The sequence below is a fragment of the Actinomadura sp. DC4 genome, assembly GCF_030406325.1.
In the GTDB taxonomy this organism is placed as follows: domain Bacteria; phylum Actinomycetota; class Actinomycetes; order Streptosporangiales; family Streptosporangiaceae; genus Actinoallomurus.
Map to the genome: position 1 here is coordinate 72,516 of NZ_JAUEQY010000017.1, position 14,429 is coordinate 86,944.

Below are 14,429 nucleotides of genomic sequence, written 5' to 3' on the forward strand. Positions count from 1 at the left end.
GGCATGTCGGTGGTCATCTGGGTGACCGAGGGAACCTGGCAGGCCGCGGTGGACGCCGCGCGTACGCTCGGTCCGCCCGGCGCGGAGTTCACCCTGCTGCACGTCACCGGGGACGACGTGGCCGGGGCCGCGCGCGGGGCGTTCGCCGGGCTTCTGGGCCGGGGCCGCTCGGGCCGCGACCCGGGCGACCGGCTGGAAAAACTGGCCGAGACCGCCGCCGGAGAGCTCCTGGAGGCCGCCGCCGGCCGCCTGGGCCACCCGGCGGAGGTCGTACGGCGGCGCGGCCGGGTGGAGCAGGAGGTCGTACGCGCCGCCGAGGACGCGGAGCTGCTGATCTGCGCCCGCGACGGCGACCGCGAACGCCTCGGGCCGCGCAGCCTGGGCCATGCGACCCGCTTCGTCGTCGACCACGCCCCGTGCCCGGTCCTGGTGGTCTGGCCCCAGGAGCCCCCGGGCCTGGACTCCATGCCCCCGCCGCCCCCGCACCCGCCGCACTGACCGCGTGCGAGACAGACCCTAAGGCCGGAGCACGATCTTGCCGTGGGGGTGCCGGCGCTCCAGCTCGCGGAACGCGTCCCGTACCCGATCCAGCGGGTAGGTGCGGGCGATCGACACCTCGAGCTCCCCGCGCGCGGCGAGCCGGGCCAGTTCGCCGACCACGACCGCGCACGCCGCGGCACCCTCGCCGTCGGTCCGCGCGCCGACCTTGGCGGCGGCCTGCCAGTCGTGGATCGTGTCGATCCGCTGAGGCCGTACGCCGAGCTCCACCGCCAGGTCCACGTAGCCGTCGCCGGCCGTGTCGATGAACGCGTCGACGTTCCCGCCACAGGCTTGCCGGATTCGCCCGGCGACACCCTCCCCGTACGCGACCGGGACGACACCGTGATCCTTCAGCCAGGCGTGGTTCGGCTCACTCGCCAGCCCGATCACCGTGGCGCCGCGCCGCCGCGCGAGCTGTCCGGCGAGAGACCCGACGCCGCCCGCCGCACCGGACACGACGACCGTGTCGCCCGGTCCTGGGTCGACCGCGAACACGGTGGCGTACGCGGTCGTGCCGGCCACGTACAGCGACCCGGCCACGTCCCAGGGCAGCTCCTCCGGTCGGGGGGTCAGGTTCACGTCGTCGACCACGACGTACTCCGCGTGGCTCGCCCGGCCGTGGGTGAAGCCGAGGACCTCGTCGCCCACCGCGACGCCCCGTACCTCCGGGCCGACCTCCACCACGACGCCGGCCAGATCGCTGCCCTGCCCGGAGGGGAACGTCGCCGGCCAGCGCTCGTGCCGCGCGCCCTGCCGGATCATCGTCTCGCCCGGCTGGATCCCGGCCGCGCGGACCTCGACCAGCGCCTGCCCGGGGCCGGGCGCCGGGCGCTCCACCTCCTCCACCCGCAGGACGTCGATCCCGCCGTACTCGTGGAACCGCACTGCCTTCATCGCGTGATCACCCCGTTCGGATAGGCCTCGATGGCCACGCGTCGATCGTGCCGTTGCCTGCGGAGATTCGGGAGCGGAGCGTTCTGCCTAGGATCGGCGGTCCGAGGATGCGATCGGCGGACGGTGGTATCACTACCGGCATGGGGATGCACCGCGACGACCTCGCCGACTTCCTGCGCCGGTCCCGGGCCCGGCTGACTCCACGGGACGTCGGCCTGACCGAGGGGCCGAGGAGGCGTACGCCGGGACTGCGCCGCGAGGAGGTCGCGGTGCTCGCCGGGATGTCGGCCGACTACTACATGCGGCTGGAGCAGGCCAGGAGCCCGCAGCCCTCGGTCCAGATGCTCGCCGCGCTGACGCGCGCGCTGCGGCTGACCGTCGACGAGCGGGACCACCTGTACCTTCTCGCCGGGCACCGCCCGCCGGAGGGGGCGCGGGCCGGGGAGTACCTACGGCCGAGCCTGCTGTACGTCCTCGACCGGCTCGACGGCGTTCCGGTCCAGGTCCTGAGCGACCTGGGCGACCTGCTGGCGCAGAACGACATGGCACAGGCGCTGTTCGGGTGCGTGTGCACGGTGGCCCGGGAGGACCGCAACATCGTGCTGCGGTGGTTCACCGAACCGGACGTACGGAGCCGCTTCGCGGCCGAGGAGCACGACGACCAGGCCCGGCAACTGGTCGCCGACCTGCGCGCCGCGGTGGGCCACCGCGGCGACGACGAGGCGTCCCTCGCCCTCGTCACGCGGCTCCGCGCGGCCAGCGCCGAGTTCACGGCGCTCTGGGACCGGCACGAGGTCGCGGTGCGCAGGTCACATCCGTACCGGCTCCTCCATCCCGAGCTCGGCCGGATCGAATTCGACTGCGAGGTCCTGGCGACGCCCGCGGCGGACCAGCGGCTGCGGGTCTTCACCCCGCCGCCCGGCGGCACCGAGGCGCTGGAGATGCTGCGCGTGCTCGGCCCGCGGCACCGGCACGACACCACCGCGCCGCGTACGTCCGCGGAACGCCCGTAGAGCTCGTCACATGCGTTCGGGCGCCGTGACTCCGAGGAGGCCCAGGCCGTTGCGCAGGACGGTGCGTGCCGCCTCGGACAGGACGAGCCGGGCGCGGGTGAGATCGGTGGCCGGTTCCTCGCCCAGGGGCAGGATCCGGCAGGCGTCGTAGAAGCGGTGGAAGGTTCCGGACAGGCGTTCGAGGTGGCGGGCGACATGGTGCACCTCGCGCTGCTCCGCCGCGGCGCTCACGACGCCGGGGAACTCCGCGAGCAGGCCGAGCAGGTCCGACTCGCGCTCGTGGGTGAGGAGTTCCGGCCGGAAGTCGCCGCCCCCGATGCCCCTGGCGGCGGCCTTCCTGGCGACCGCGCACATCCGCGCGTGGGCGTACTGCACGTAGTAGACCGGGTTGTCGTTGCTCTTGCGGGTCAGGACGTCCACGTCCAGGTCGATGGCCGAGTCCGCGCTCGCGCGGGCGAGCGCGTAGCGCGCCGCGTCGACGCCGACGGCCTCCACCAGGTCCTCCAGGGTCAGTACGGCGCGGCGGGTCGGTCCGGATGCCGCAGATGACATTGCCGCCGAGACGTTCCTGGCCGCGTTCCGGCATGAGTGCCGGAAGTACGGGCGGCGCGCTGGCCCGGCTTTCTCCCGGCGACCGGGACGTGCTGCTTCTGATCGCGCTCGCCGACCTGGCGTATGAGGACGTCGCGCAGGCCCTGGGCGCACACACCGTCGAAGAGCAGCGTCGCCTACTGATTCGCCCAGTTCCAGACCGGAGTAGCGACCGTCGTCATGGGCAGGGCCGGTCGCTACGTGGTCTACCAGCGCCGTGAGAAAAAGGACCGGACCGACGCCCACAGCCCCCCGCGAACGACCGCCGAGACCAAGGCCGGCCGCGACGGCCTTCAACGCCGCCTTCGGCGACGGCTCGCTGGAGGAGCTGCGCGCCCTCCCGACGGACCCGGCCCGGCTGCGGGCCCATTTCCTGAATGACACGCAAAGGAGCCAGGAGGCCAGGCAGAACTGTCGGTCGCCGGACCGATGGGCCTTCGACGCGGCCGGGCACCTGCTGGATGATGGCCATGACCAGGGAGTCAAGGCCGCCGACCGGCCCGCACAGGAGCGATCGTCTGGTCCAGGTTCGAGATGAACAGCACCAGCATCACGCCGCGTTCGGCGGGAGCCCGCTGCGGCTCCTCCAGCGGATGTCTACTCGGGCGGGGTTTGGTCTGGGGTCGGTATGGCCGGTTCGGGTGTGGTGTCTCGGCGGTTTTTCACCTGCTGGGTCACGATGACCATGATGACGAGTGCGATGGAGGCCCATAGGCCGTAGTGGGAGATGGTTTTGGCGATGTTGACCGCGTCTTGTCCGAGGTAGTAGCCGAGTCCGGTGAGCAGGCTGATCCACAGTAGGGCGCCGAGGGTGTCCAGGAGTAGGAATGTCAGTAGGCGCATGCCGGTCCAGCCTGCGATGACGAACAGTAGTGCGGCGGGGATCGGTAGGTAGTAGGCGAGGATGACGCCGAGCCATCCGAGTCGGTGACCGTACTTTTCGGCTCGTGTGACGAGTCGATGGCCGCGGCGGGTGCGGCCGGCGAAGATGGTGAGCATGCCGCGGCCCCAGCGTCGGCCTGCCCACCAGTAGAACGGGTCGAACATGATCATGCCGGGGACGGCGGCGAGGACGGCGAGGGCGATGGGGGCTTGGCCGATGCGGGCGAACGCGCCGGCGGTCACGATTGAGGTCATGCTGCCGGTGAGGAGTTCGAGCAGGATGGGGTGGTGGCCGATGAGGAGCGGGCGGATCGGGATGAGGGCCAGGGCGTACAGGCCGCTGGCCGCGATGCCGAACCAGCAGATGAGGTCGGCGCGTTGTGGCCGGCCGGTCCAGGGCAGGCCCGGTTGTGCGGGCTGCTCAGTCTTCGGAGCCTCGTCCTCGGCCGTCGTCATCTTCTGATCGTAGGCGGCCACCACCGCACCCCACCGCACCCCGGCCGCCCCGGAGCGTCCCGAGGCGCGTGGATCAAGGAAGGCCCACGCTCTGGAGACGGGTCCAGGCTCCGTAGTGGATGTTGCCCAGGACCATGCTGTGACTCTCCCGCACCGCCCGTTCCAGCGTCGCGACGAGCCCGTCGTCGACGACCAGGCCGTCGGGCAGGGCGATGCCGGCCTCGCCCAAGAGCGGTTCGACGGCCTGGACGGCGCTCCCGAGCCAGGTGAAGACCGTGGAGCCGGCTTTCCCGCCCGCCATGGCCCCGGAGTCGACATCCGGCCACGGCAGGCCCGCGTCCAGGAACACGCGGGTGAGGTGCCGGCCGAAGTCCGGGGTTATCCGGTGGGCGCGGAACAGCGCGCTGAGCAAGGCGAAGCAATCGTCCCAGAGTGGGCAGCGCGGGACGCTGGCGTCCGTGTTGGAGACGTCCATGTCGTGCATGACGACGATGCCGCCGGGGCGGAGGAACCCGGCCAGGCGGCGCAGCGCGGCGGCCGGGTCCGGCAGGTACTGCAGGACGAACCGGCCGACCAACGCGTCGAACGGCTGTCGCGTGGGGCCGGAACCCGCCGGATCGAACTCCGACAGATCGGCATTCGCGAAGGTCACGAGGTCGGTGTATCCGCCAGAGGCGGCGCGCCCACGTGCCGCCTCAACCGCGGCGGGATCGCGTTCGACGCCGACGACTCGCCCGCCGGGGCCGACGATCTCCGCGGCGATGAACGCGACATCGCCCAGGCCCGACCCGACGTCCAGGACGGACATGCCCTCGGTGAGTCCGGCGCGGCGCAGTAACCGCGCCGTCCAGGGGCGCACGTAGGACGCCTGGATGAGCAGCCTGCGCTGTTCGAGCGCCGCGTGGCCGAGGAGATAACCGCTTGCGTGCTCCGGCGTGTCAGGCATGAAAACCGCCTCCGGGGGTGGGGCCGGATGTCGTTGAACGGTACGTCAGGCGGCCCCCGCACGGCGGCCCGGCAGGGTGATGTCGAATTCTCGCTAGCACGAGTACGTGACCACAGGCGATGCTTGGGTCATGCATGAGGACGTGGAACGCTGCGTACGCGCCGTCCAGTCGAAGGACGCGCGCTTCGACGGCTGGTTCTTCACCGCGGTGCTCACCACCGGGATCTACTGCCGGCCGAGCTGCCCGGTCGTACCGCCCAAAGAGCAGAACATGCGCTTCTACCCGAGCGCGGCCGCCGCCCAGCAGGCCGGCTTCCGTGCGTGCAAGCGCTGCCGCCCGGACGCCAGCCCCGGCTCACCGCAGTGGAACGAGCGCGCCGACCTGGTGGCCCGCGCCATGCGACTGATCGCCGACGGTGTCATCGACCGCGAGGGCGTGCCCGGCCTGGCCTCGCGCCTCGGCTACAGCACCCGGCAGATCGAACGCCAGCTCCACGCCGAGCTCGGCGCCGGCCCGCTGGCGCTCGCCCGTGCCCAGCGCGCCCAGACCGCCCGGCTGCTCATCGAGACCAGCAGGCTGCCGATGAGCGACGTCGCCTTCGCTGCGGGGTTCTCCAGCATCCGGGCGTTCAACGACACGGTGCGCGAGGTCTTCGCGCTGTCGCCGTCGGAGCTGCGGGCGCGCCTCGGGCGCGGGCACCCGGCGGAGACCTCCGGGACCCTGTCCCTCCGGCTACCGTTCCGTACTCCGCTGTGCCCGGACAACCTGTTCGGCCACCTCGCCGCGACCGGGGTGCCCGGCGTCGAGGAGTGGCGCGACGGCGCGTACCGGCGCACGCTGCGCCTCCCACACGGGCCCGGGGTCGTCTCCCTGCGGCCGACGCCGGACCACATCGCCTGCCGGCTGACCCTCACCGACCTGCGCGACCTGTCGATCGCGATCAGCAGGTGCCGCTGGACGCTCGACCTGGACGCCGATCCGGTGGCCGTCGACGAGCTGCTCCGGCAGGACCCGGTGCTGGCCCCGTACGTGAACAAGCACCCGGGACGGCGCGTGCCGCGCACCGTGGACGGCCCCGAACTCGCCATCCGCGCCGTACTCGGCCAGCAGGTTTCCACCGCCGCCGCGCGTACGCACGCGAAACGCCTGGTCACCACGCACGGCGAGCCCGTCACCGACCCCGAGGGCGAACTGACGCACCTGTTCCCGGACCCGGCCGCGCTGGCCGCCCTGGACCCCGCGTCGCTGGCGTTCCCGAAGTCACGCCGTACGACCCTGACGACGCTGGCCGGCGCCCTCGCCGCCGAGGAGATCGACCTGGGCCCGGGCAGCGACTGGAGCCGGGCGCGCGAGCGGCTCGCCACACTGCCCGGGATCGGCCCCTGGACCATCGAGACGATCGCCATGCGCGCCCTCGGCGACCCGGACGCCTTCATCGCCACCGACCTCGGCGTACGCATGGCGGCCCGCATGCTCGACCTGCCCACCACCCCGGCGGCGCTGGTCCGCCACGCGGCGGCCTGGCGGCCTTGGCGGTCCTACGCCGTCCAGTACCTGTGGGCCACCGGCGACCACGCCATCAACCGTCTGCCCTCCTGAAAGGACCCCGGATGCGCCGCCTCGCGCACACCACGACCGACAGCCCCGTCGGCCCGCTCACCCTCGTCGCCGCGGACGGCGCGCTGACCGGCCTGTACATGGACCGGCAGAGGTACCGGCCGGAGACCGAGACGTTCGGCGAACGCGACCACGCGCCGTTCGCGCAGGCGGTCGAGCAGCTGGAGGAGTACTTCGCCGGCCGGCTGACGGAGTTCGACCTGCCGCTGGCCTTCGTCGGCACGCCGTTCCAGCGGCTGGTCTGGGAGGCGCTGCTGAAGGTCCCGTACGGGCGGACCGTGTCGTACGGGCAGCTCGCGGACCGGCTCGGCCGGCCGACCGCGGCACGCGCCGTGGGCCTGGCCAACGGCCACAACCCGATCAGCATCATCGTGCCGTGCCACCGCGTCGTCGGCTCGAAGGGCGACCTGACCGGCTACGGCGGCGGGCTGGAGCGCAAGCGGCATCTGCTGGACTTCGAGCGGACGGTCACGACGACACGCGTCAGGACGTGAGACCCGCCCGGGCACGCCACTCGTCCGCGAGCATCGCGTAGACCACCTCGTCGGTCCACTCGCCCTTGACGATCTCGTTCTGGACCAGGTGGGCCTCGCGGCGCATCCCGAGGCGTTCGAGCACCCGCGCCGAGGCGGTGTTGCGCGCGTCGAGGCGGCCGACGACCCGGTGCAGGCCGTACGCCTCGAAGCCGAGCCGCAGCACCACCTCGGCGGCCTCGGTCGCGTAGCCGTGGCCGCCGAAGTCGGGGTGGAAGATGTAGCCGATCTCGCCCTGGCGGTGCTCGCGGCTGACCCAGATCAGCTGGACGTCGCCGATGAGCTTGCCGGTCTCGGGCAGCACCACGGCGAGGGTGAGGTTGTCGCCCTCCTCGCTCAGCCCGGAGGCGGCGATCTTCATGGCCAGCGATCCCCGGGCCTGGGTGTGGTCCCGCACGCCCCAGTAGAGGTAGCGCGTCACGTCCGGGCGGGACTGGATGTCGTGAACGTCGTCGAGGTCGTCTTCGGTGTAGAGCCGCAGGAGGAGCCGGTCGGTCGTGATCGGCAGGTCGGGAGTCACCATCCCGGCCATGCTATTGACCTGCCGGGTCGGGAAGGCAAACGATTTACCGGCGGGGGTCCCCTGAGGCAGGCTGGAGGACATGCTCATCACGACCGGCGCGGACGTCGCCGAGCAGACCCGCGCGTACAACCAGTCCCTGTCCAAGGTCCTCGCGGCCATGCCCGCGCACCACGAGGTGGACGACCCGGCCGCCTCGCGTGCGGCGCGCGCCCGTGGCGAAGGGGCGTTCCCCGCCCCGGTGACGCTGCCGGAGGGGCAGGATCGTACGGTCCCGGGGCGCGCCGGGGACGTACCCGTACGCGTGTTCACCCCGCCCGTCGTACGCGGCGTGTACCTCCACATCCACGGCGGCGGCTGGACGCTCGGCACGGCCGCGGCCCAGGACGTCCTGCTGTGGCGCCTCGCCCAGGCGGCCGAGCTCGCGGTGGTGAGCGTGGACTACCGCCTCGCGCCCGAGCACCCCTACCCGGCCGGGCCCGACGACTGCGAGGACGCGGCGCGGTGGCTGGTCGCGGGCGCCGCGCGGGAGTTCGGCACCGACCGGCTGGCCATCGGCGGCGAGTCTGCGGGCGCGCACCTGGCGGTCGTGACGCTGCTGCGCCTCGGCGACCAGGCGGCGGCGTTCCGCGCCGCGCAGCTGACCTTCGGCGCCTATGACCTGTCGATGACGCCGAGCCAGCGGCAGTGGGGCGAGCTGAACCTCTCGCTGTCCACACCGATCATGGCCTGGTTCTACGACCAGTTCCTGCCGGGGACTAGCGCGGAGGAGCGCCGGCGGCCCGACGTCTCGCCGCTGTACGCCGACCTGTCCGGCCTGCCGCCGGCCCGGTTCGTCGTCGGCACCCAGGATCCGCTGCTGGACGACACGCTGTTCATGGCGGCGCGCTGGGAGGCGGCCGGCAACGGGGCCGTGCTGGAGGTGGTCGCCGAGGCCGCCCACGGCTTCCTGCAGTTCCCGCTGAAGGTCGCCGAGCGGGAGCTCGCGGCGCAGGAGGAGTACCTCGCCAAGGCCGTCGCCGGCTGAGTCACCAGTGCGCGGGGCGCGTAAGCGCCGGCGGGAGGCCCGTACGCGCGTCGCCGCGCGCGGCGTCGAGCTGGGACTGGGTCACGAAGAGCCCGCCGGCCAGGTCCGCTCCGCGCAGGTCGGCGTCCCGCAGGTCGGCTCCGGTGAGGTCGGCCCTGGTCAGGCGGGCCTCGCGCAGGTCCGCGCCGATGAGGTAGGCCCCGCGCAGGCTCGCGCCGGTGAGATCGGCGCCGCGCAGGCTCGCGCCGATCAGGTCGCCGCCGGCGTGGTCCTTGCCGTCCGCGCCGCGGGCGAGCGTGGCGGCGCGGCGCAGCAGGGCGTTGACCTCGCGGCGGCGGGCGGCCACGTCGAGCGCGCGCAGGGTCTCGGGCGGCTCGCGGGTGAGGCGCTCGACGGACTCACGTGCCCGGGTGAGGTCGGCGTGGAGCTCGCGGGCCGCGGGCAGGGTGATCGCCTCCGTGAGGTACCAGAGGAGTTCGTGCAGGTCACGCATTACCGGGAACACCGCGAACATCGAGGCGGCGGTCTCCGGATCCTGCCGCCAGTCGCGGCCGGCGAAGGTGACCTGGGAGACCTTCTGGCCCGCGCCGAAGCAGTCATAGACGGTGCAGCCCTTGAACCCCTGCGCCCGCAGCCGCGTGTGGATGCCGCAGCGGAGGTCCTGCCGCAGGTTGGGGCAGGACCTCCCGGCCTTCTTGCCGATGGCGAAGTCGGCCGAGGCGGAGAAGGCCGGCGCGACGCAGCACAGCGCGAAGCAGTTCGCGCAGTCGGCTCGGAGCTCGTGAAGGCCCATGTCAGACCTCCCCGTATGAGCTGAATGCGCCGGTCGAGGTTAATTTAGCCGACCTGGGCTATGTGGGCGGGGTACGGTCCGCGCCGATGGCGACGCCGACGATCGTGCAGGGCACGGTGCCGCGGTTGTGCCAGACGTGCCGGGTGCCGTTCTGGATGAGCACGTCACCCGCCCGCAACACCGTCTGCTCGCCGTCGTCGAGTGGTGTGCATCCCGTGGCGCCGGGCTCATTCGCGGCCATCGCGCCCGGCATCCGCCGCTCCAGATCCTCCAGCGCCGCGGCCACATCCAGATCCGGAGGCGGGATCGGTTCACCTGGCGGGACCGTGTTGATCATGAAGCGCGACGTTCTCCAGGCCGTCCAGCCGCTGGCACCGTCGGTGCACCTGAGCCTGCTCGGCGACCGCAACGACCCCGGGTCCAGGACGCGGTCCGCCAGGTGAACGAAGCCGGCTCGAACTCCTGGCCCGTAGCTACCGCGAGCTCGGCCTGCCGCCGGACCGGGCGACGTCTCGGGCGCGGGTCGGCCACGTGGCCATCCTCGGGCTGCTGCACCTGGCCCAGACCGATCCGGACGCCCCGCACTCGCCGACGAGACGTTCGCCATCTTCCTGCCGTCATGACGCCGCACTCCTGACGAACTCCGCGATGGCCCAGGCCAGTGCCTCCGGCCGGTCCAGGGGGAGGAGGGTGAGGCTGTCGTCGATCTCGACAAGGCGGCCGTACGGGAGGAGTCCGGCGAGGCGCCGGCCGTGACCGGGTGGCATCACCCGGTCCTCGCTCGCCCACACCACGAGGACGGGACGGTCGAAGCCGGGCAGCCGCTCGGCCGCCGTGAGCAGGAGCCCGGTGTCCGCGCCGGCCGCCCGCAGCATCCGTACGGTGTCGCGGCGGATCTCCGGCCGGGTCAGGACCGGCCGCATCCACCGCGCCGTGGCGGCGTCACCCCGCTTGGTCAGCCACCCGAACGCGATCGGCAGCCGCCGGACCATCCGAAGCCGCATCTGCTGCATGAACAGCCCGAACAACCCGGGGGAGAGGCGGCCGGCGGCCACGAGTGTCCTGCCGGTCAGGCCGGGCGGGAAGTTGTCGAACGCGTCGCAGGAGGCCAGCACGGCCCGCCCGACGCGTTCGCCGCCCTCGGCCATGATCAGCTGGACGAGCGCGCCGCCGGTGTCGTTGCCGGCGAGGGTGACCTCGCGCAGGTCGAGGCGGTCGAGGTACTCCGTCACCAGCCGGGCGATCCCGGGCAGCGACAGGTCCGCGTCGGCGCGCATCGGGTGGCGGTGCGCGCCGAGCGGCAGCGTGGGCACGAGGCACCGGTGGCCGGGCGACAGCTCGGCCACCGGCCCGTCCCACAGCGAGGCGTCCATCATGAACCCGTGCAGCAGCACGAGCACCGGACCCTCGCCGCCGGTGTCCTCGTACTCGATCGTCCCGGCGGACAGCTCGATCGTCGTCATGTCAGCGCGGCTCGGCGGAGAGAGTGACGTCCAGGTCGACCAGGTGGCGGCGCAGGAAGTCCACCTCGGCCTCGACGGCCCGCTCGTGTTCGCCGAGGAACGGCGCGTAGTGCCCGCCCGGCACCCGTACGAGCTCGGCGCGGGGAGCGCGGCCCGCGGCGTCGACGGCCGGTTGCGCGAGCGCGGTCTGGTCCTGGTCCGCCACCAGGACGAGCAGCGGGCAGCGAATCCCGGCCGCGAGACGGCCGGGCCGGTAGGTCGCGATGCCCGGCACGGAGCGGGCCGCGATCTCCTGCCGCCACTCGGGATACCGGTTGCCGGGGTTGAGCGCCCGGTCGCCGTCGAGGCTGTCGGGGGTCGTCAGGAGCGTGACGGTGCCCGGCTCGGCGGCGAGCGGCACCAGCAGCGGCCGGCGGCGGGGGAGCAGGTCCAGCAGGACCCGGCCGGTGAGACGCAGCGTCGCGAGCGGCCGCTGGAACTTCGAGGCCGCGCGCGCGGCGGCCAGGCCGTCGGCGTTCGGCGTCTGCGCGATCGCCGCCGCCGTCCGTGAGTCGCGCGCCGCGATCTCGAAGACGTGGCCGCCCGACAGGGAGAAGCCCCAGACCGCGAGCCGGGCCGGGTCGACCTCCGGCAGGGTCGCGGCGTAGGTGAGCGCGGCCCCCCAGTCGGCGACCTGGCTCTTGACGCGGACGACCTGGCGCGGCCGGCCTCCGCTCTCACCGAGGCGGCGGTAGTCGAAGGCGAGGACGGAGAAGCCCGCCTCGTGGAACCGCTTCGCGAACGGGTCGGTGCCCGGTTCCTTGGTGACCCCGCCACCGCCGGCCATGATCACGCACGCGCCGTTGGTGCCCGGGTAGTGCCAGGCGGCGCACTCCACGTCGCCGCTGACGAATCGGGCCTTCTTCCGGTCTTCCGGCATGCCGACCTCCACGTGGTTCTTCTCGTTGCTCTCCAAGAAGTGAACCACGTGGTTCGCAAAGTACGTACGGGGGGTCTCCCGCGGTTATTCGGCCGCCGCCTCCTCGCGTTCGAGCGCGCGGGCCAGGGCCTCGAAGCCCGCGGCGATCCCGGCGGTGTCACCGCTGGTCCGCGCGTCGACCAGGAAGCCCCGCAGCGTCGCGAGGATCATCTCGGCGACCTCGAGCCGGCGCCGCTCGGACCAGTGCTCGGGGCAGATGGACAGCAGAGTCGGGAGGTACTGGCGTGAGGCGCCCCGGCCGAGCTCGGCGTAGCGGTCGGAGTCGTACATCGCCAGGCCGATCGCCTGGTCGAGCACGCGCGCCTCCTCGCCGACCAGGACGGGCCACACGGCGCGTACCCAGTCGGCCAGGCTGCGGCGTCCCGGCTCCGCGGTCGCCACGGCGAGCGCCCGTTCGATGCGCCGGTCGCGCAGCTTGAAGATGGCCTGTATGAGCAGGTCATCGGCGCTGTCGAAGTGGTAGAGCAGCACCTTGTGCGTCGCGCCGGCGGCCCGCGCGGCACGCCGGAGGGAGAAGTCCACGAGCCCGTTGACCGCCAGGTCGTCGGTGACCCGTTCGAGAAGCTCGCGCCGCCGGGCCTCGCCGCGCGGCGACCCCGCCGAACGCCGGTAGCCCGCACGCCCGTCGTTCACGTCCACGACCGGTCATCCTCACACATGGCTCGGCCGTACGAGGGCGGTGGCGAGTTCGGTCAGCTGGGCACGCCGTTCGGGGGAGAGGTGCTCGGTGAGCGCGATGACGCGGCGGCCGATCTCGGCGCCGCAGTCTTCGGTGAGCCGCCGGCCGAAGGGGGTGAGGGAGACCAGCACGGCGCGGCCGTCGTGGGGGGAGGGTGAGCGCTGGACCAGGCCGCGTTTCTCGGCGCGGGTCACCAGGCCGGTCATGGAGGACTTGTCCAGGCCGAGGTGGCGGCCGAGCTCCAGCATGCCGGCCTGCCGGTCGCGCAGGACGCCCAGGAGCCTGACCTGGGTGATCGACAGGTCCTGTTCGGCGCCGGCGGCGGACAGGATGCCCTGCACCAGGAAGGACAGCTGCACCAGGGCGTCCACCGGATTCAGGGGGTCCTCGGGCGGGGTGGTCATGGTGACCAGCGTACTTGACCTAGTACGTGGCACAAACTATCTTCAAAAGTAGTACGTGACACAAACCATCTTGCGCCTCCGGAACGGGAGAACCCCTCATGCACGCCGCAGTCGTCCACTCCTTCGACAGCCCGCCCCGCTTCGACAGCTTCCCGACCCCGTCCGCGTCGGGGGAGCACGAGATCCTGGTCGACGTCCTGGCCGCCGGCCTGCACCCGCGGGTGCGCTCGGCCGCCGACGGCAGCCACTACACCTCCGAGGGCACGCTGCCGCTGATCCCCGGCGTCGACGCGGTCGGCCGTACGCCCGAGGGCGAGCTGATCTACTTCGTCGCTCCCGACGACGCCCTGGGCACGATGGCCGAGCACGCCGTCGTCGACCGCCGCCGGGCGATCACCCTGCCGGCCGGCGCCGACCCGGCCACCGTCGCCGCCGCCATGAACCCGGCGATGTCCTCCTGGGTGGCGCTGCGCCGCCGCGTCTCCTTCCGGCCCGGCGGCTCGGTCCTGGTCCTGGGCGCCACCGGCAACGCCGGGCAGCTCGCCGTCCAGATCGCGGGGCGCCTCGGCGCCGCCCGGGTGATCGGCGCCGGCCGCGACCCGCAGCGCCTGGACCTGCTGAAGGGCCTCGGCGCGGACGAGGTCGTCGCCCTGGACGGCGACGACGCCTTCGACCGGCTCGGGCGGGCGGCCGGGGACGTCGACGTCGTGATCGACTATCTGTGGGGTACGCCCACCGAGCAGGCCATGCCCGCGCTGCTGACCGCCCGTACGGATCGCTCGAAGGCCCTGACCTGGATCCAGATCGGCTCGATGGCGGGCCGTGAGATCACCTTGCCCTCGTTCCTGCTGCGCGCGGGGAACCTCACGGTCATGGGCAGCGGACAGGGCTCCGTGACCACCGCCGGCATCGTCGCCGAGCTGCCGTCACTGGCCGAGGAGATCGCCTCCGGCGCCCTGGCCGTGGACCCGCTGCCGGTACCGCTGAACCAGGTCGAGCGGGCCTGGAACACCCCGGTCGCCCCCGGCCGCCGCGTCGTCCTGACCCCCTGATCCGACGTCACACGGGGGGCGTTTCGCTACGCTTGGCCG

At 72.9% G+C, this 14,429-nt stretch carries 17 protein-coding genes; 6 read left to right on the top strand and 11 right to left on the bottom strand.

What is annotated here, in order from left to right; all coding sequences use genetic code 11:
• Window positions 1-3: 3 nt before the first annotated feature.
• On the top strand, window positions 4-498 hold the full coding sequence (locus QWU11_RS26750; RefSeq protein ID WP_290117174.1) for a universal stress protein: 495 nt from the start codon (window positions 4-6) through the stop codon (window positions 496-498).
• 18 nt (window positions 499-516) lie between these two features.
• Here QWU11_RS26750 and QWU11_RS26755 read toward each other — a convergent pair whose 3' ends face one another.
• Window positions 517-1,434, bottom strand: a complete 918-nt coding sequence (locus tag QWU11_RS26755) for an NADP-dependent oxidoreductase (RefSeq protein WP_290117175.1) — start codon at window positions 1,432-1,434, stop codon at window positions 517-519.
• A gap of 140 nt (window positions 1,435-1,574) precedes the next feature.
• Here QWU11_RS26755 and QWU11_RS26760 point away from each other — a divergent pair, with 140 nt between their 5' ends.
• Complete coding sequence (locus QWU11_RS26760; protein WP_290117176.1) at window positions 1,575-2,447, top strand: helix-turn-helix transcriptional regulator; 873 nt, start codon at window positions 1,575-1,577, stop codon at window positions 2,445-2,447.
• Window positions 2,448-2,453: 6 nt separating this feature from the next.
• On the opposite strand, the gene QWU11_RS26765 is transcribed toward QWU11_RS26760, so the two are convergent.
• From QWU11_RS26765 to QWU11_RS26775, 3 genes are all read right to left on the bottom strand, one after another.
• A complete protein-coding gene (locus tag QWU11_RS26765) occupies window positions 2,454-2,999 on the bottom strand; it encodes a DALR anticodon-binding domain-containing protein (protein ID WP_290117177.1) in 546 nt (181 codons plus the stop codon).
• Between the two features lie 636 nt (window positions 3,000-3,635).
• The gene (locus QWU11_RS26770; RefSeq protein WP_290117178.1) at window positions 3,636-4,376 is read right to left on the bottom strand and encodes a VTT domain-containing protein; all 741 of its coding nucleotides are present in this window, start codon (window positions 4,374-4,376) and stop codon (window positions 3,636-3,638) included.
• Window positions 4,377-4,449: 73 nt separating this feature from the next.
• The gene (locus QWU11_RS26775) at window positions 4,450-5,322 is read right to left on the bottom strand and encodes a methyltransferase domain-containing protein (protein ID WP_290117179.1); all 873 of its coding nucleotides are present in this window, start codon (window positions 5,320-5,322) and stop codon (window positions 4,450-4,452) included.
• Between the two features lie 130 nt (window positions 5,323-5,452).
• Between QWU11_RS26775 and QWU11_RS26780 the strand changes: the two genes are divergently transcribed.
• Together QWU11_RS26780 and QWU11_RS26785 are read left to right on the top strand one after the other, a co-directional pair.
• The gene (locus QWU11_RS26780) at window positions 5,453-6,922 is read left to right on the top strand and encodes an AlkA N-terminal domain-containing protein (protein WP_290117180.1); all 1,470 of its coding nucleotides are present in this window, start codon (window positions 5,453-5,455) and stop codon (window positions 6,920-6,922) included.
• Window positions 6,923-6,933: 11 nt separating this feature from the next.
• Window positions 6,934-7,434: a methylated-DNA--[protein]-cysteine S-methyltransferase gene (locus QWU11_RS26785; protein ID WP_290117181.1), complete on the top strand. Its 501-nt coding sequence runs from the start codon at window positions 6,934-6,936 to the stop codon at window positions 7,432-7,434.
• Here the strand turns inward: QWU11_RS26785 and QWU11_RS26790 are convergent.
• Window positions 7,424-7,996, bottom strand: coding sequence for a GNAT family protein (locus tag QWU11_RS26790; RefSeq protein ID WP_290117182.1), 573 nt, complete (start codon window positions 7,994-7,996; stop codon window positions 7,424-7,426). The two genes, QWU11_RS26785 and QWU11_RS26790, sit on opposite strands and share 11 nt — an antisense overlap.
• A gap of 79 nt (window positions 7,997-8,075) precedes the next feature.
• Here QWU11_RS26790 and QWU11_RS26795 point away from each other — a divergent pair, with 79 nt between their 5' ends.
• Window positions 8,076-9,020, top strand: a complete 945-nt coding sequence (locus QWU11_RS26795; protein WP_290117183.1) for an alpha/beta hydrolase — start codon at window positions 8,076-8,078, stop codon at window positions 9,018-9,020.
• A 1-nt stretch (window position 9,021) separates the two neighbouring features.
• On the opposite strand, the gene QWU11_RS26800 is transcribed toward QWU11_RS26795, so the two are convergent.
• The 6 genes from QWU11_RS26800 to QWU11_RS26825 form a co-directional block, all read right to left on the bottom strand.
• On the bottom strand, window positions 9,022-9,813 hold the full coding sequence (locus QWU11_RS26800; RefSeq protein WP_290117184.1) for a pentapeptide repeat-containing protein: 792 nt from the start codon (window positions 9,811-9,813) through the stop codon (window positions 9,022-9,024).
• A 58-nt stretch (window positions 9,814-9,871) separates the two neighbouring features.
• Window positions 9,872-10,150 (bottom strand): hypothetical protein, encoded by a 279-nt coding sequence (locus QWU11_RS26805; RefSeq protein ID WP_290117185.1) that lies wholly within the window; start codon window positions 10,148-10,150, stop codon window positions 9,872-9,874.
• Between the two features lie 280 nt (window positions 10,151-10,430).
• Window positions 10,431-11,276, bottom strand: coding sequence for an alpha/beta hydrolase (locus QWU11_RS26810; protein WP_290117186.1), 846 nt, complete (start codon window positions 11,274-11,276; stop codon window positions 10,431-10,433).
• 1 nt (window position 11,277) lies between these two features.
• Window positions 11,278-12,243, bottom strand: coding sequence for an alpha/beta hydrolase (locus QWU11_RS26815; RefSeq protein ID WP_290117187.1), 966 nt, complete (start codon window positions 12,241-12,243; stop codon window positions 11,278-11,280).
• A 36-nt stretch (window positions 12,244-12,279) separates the two neighbouring features.
• Window positions 12,280-12,894 carry a hypothetical protein gene (locus tag QWU11_RS26820; protein WP_290117188.1) on the bottom strand — a complete coding sequence of 205 codons (615 nt, stop codon included), beginning with the start codon at window positions 12,892-12,894 and terminating at the stop codon, window positions 12,280-12,282.
• 12 nt (window positions 12,895-12,906) lie between these two features.
• Complete coding sequence (locus tag QWU11_RS26825; RefSeq protein ID WP_290117189.1) at window positions 12,907-13,338, bottom strand: MarR family winged helix-turn-helix transcriptional regulator; 432 nt, start codon at window positions 13,336-13,338, stop codon at window positions 12,907-12,909.
• A gap of 98 nt (window positions 13,339-13,436) precedes the next feature.
• Between QWU11_RS26825 and QWU11_RS26830 the strand changes: the two genes are divergently transcribed.
• Window positions 13,437-14,390, top strand: a complete 954-nt coding sequence (locus QWU11_RS26830) for a zinc-binding alcohol dehydrogenase family protein (RefSeq protein ID WP_290117190.1) — start codon at window positions 13,437-13,439, stop codon at window positions 14,388-14,390.
• Window positions 14,391-14,429 lie beyond the last annotated feature (39 nt).

What these genes read in the sequence shown, in the direction of transcription:
- QWU11_RS26790 (WP_290117182.1), bottom strand. Translation starts at nt 7,996, where the DNA reads ATGGTGACTCCCGACCTGCCGATCACGACCGACCGGCTCCTCCTGCGG.
- QWU11_RS26795 (WP_290117183.1), top strand. Translation starts at nt 8,076, where the DNA reads ATGCTCATCACGACCGGCGCGGACGTCGCCGAGCAGACCCGCGCGTAC.
- QWU11_RS26755 (WP_290117175.1), bottom strand. Translation starts at nt 1,434, where the DNA reads ATGAAGGCAGTGCGGTTCCACGAGTACGGCGGGATCGACGTCCTGCGG.
- QWU11_RS26760 (WP_290117176.1), top strand. Translation starts at nt 1,575, where the DNA reads ATGGGGATGCACCGCGACGACCTCGCCGACTTCCTGCGCCGGTCCCGG.
- QWU11_RS26785 (WP_290117181.1), top strand. Translation starts at nt 6,934, where the DNA reads ATGCGCCGCCTCGCGCACACCACGACCGACAGCCCCGTCGGCCCGCTC.
- QWU11_RS26830 (WP_290117190.1), top strand. Translation starts at nt 13,437, where the DNA reads ATGCACGCCGCAGTCGTCCACTCCTTCGACAGCCCGCCCCGCTTCGAC.
- QWU11_RS26765 (WP_290117177.1), bottom strand. Translation starts at nt 2,999, where the DNA reads ATGTCATCTGCGGCATCCGGACCGACCCGCCGCGCCGTACTGACCCTG.
- QWU11_RS26800 (WP_290117184.1), bottom strand. Translation starts at nt 9,813, where the DNA reads ATGGGCCTTCACGAGCTCCGAGCCGACTGCGCGAACTGCTTCGCGCTG.
- QWU11_RS26775 (WP_290117179.1), bottom strand. Translation starts at nt 5,322, where the DNA reads ATGCCTGACACGCCGGAGCACGCAAGCGGTTATCTCCTCGGCCACGCG.
- QWU11_RS26825 (WP_290117189.1), bottom strand. Translation starts at nt 13,338, where the DNA reads ATGACCACCCCGCCCGAGGACCCCCTGAATCCGGTGGACGCCCTGGTG.
- QWU11_RS26770 (WP_290117178.1), bottom strand. Translation starts at nt 4,376, where the DNA reads ATGACGACGGCCGAGGACGAGGCTCCGAAGACTGAGCAGCCCGCACAA.
- QWU11_RS26810 (WP_290117186.1), bottom strand. Translation starts at nt 11,276, where the DNA reads ATGACGACGATCGAGCTGTCCGCCGGGACGATCGAGTACGAGGACACC.
- QWU11_RS26780 (WP_290117180.1), top strand. Translation starts at nt 5,453, where the DNA reads ATGCATGAGGACGTGGAACGCTGCGTACGCGCCGTCCAGTCGAAGGAC.
- QWU11_RS26750 (WP_290117174.1), top strand. Translation starts at nt 4, where the DNA reads ATGTCGGTGGTCATCTGGGTGACCGAGGGAACCTGGCAGGCCGCGGTG.
- QWU11_RS26805 (WP_290117185.1), bottom strand. Translation starts at nt 10,150, where the DNA reads ATGATCAACACGGTCCCGCCAGGTGAACCGATCCCGCCTCCGGATCTG.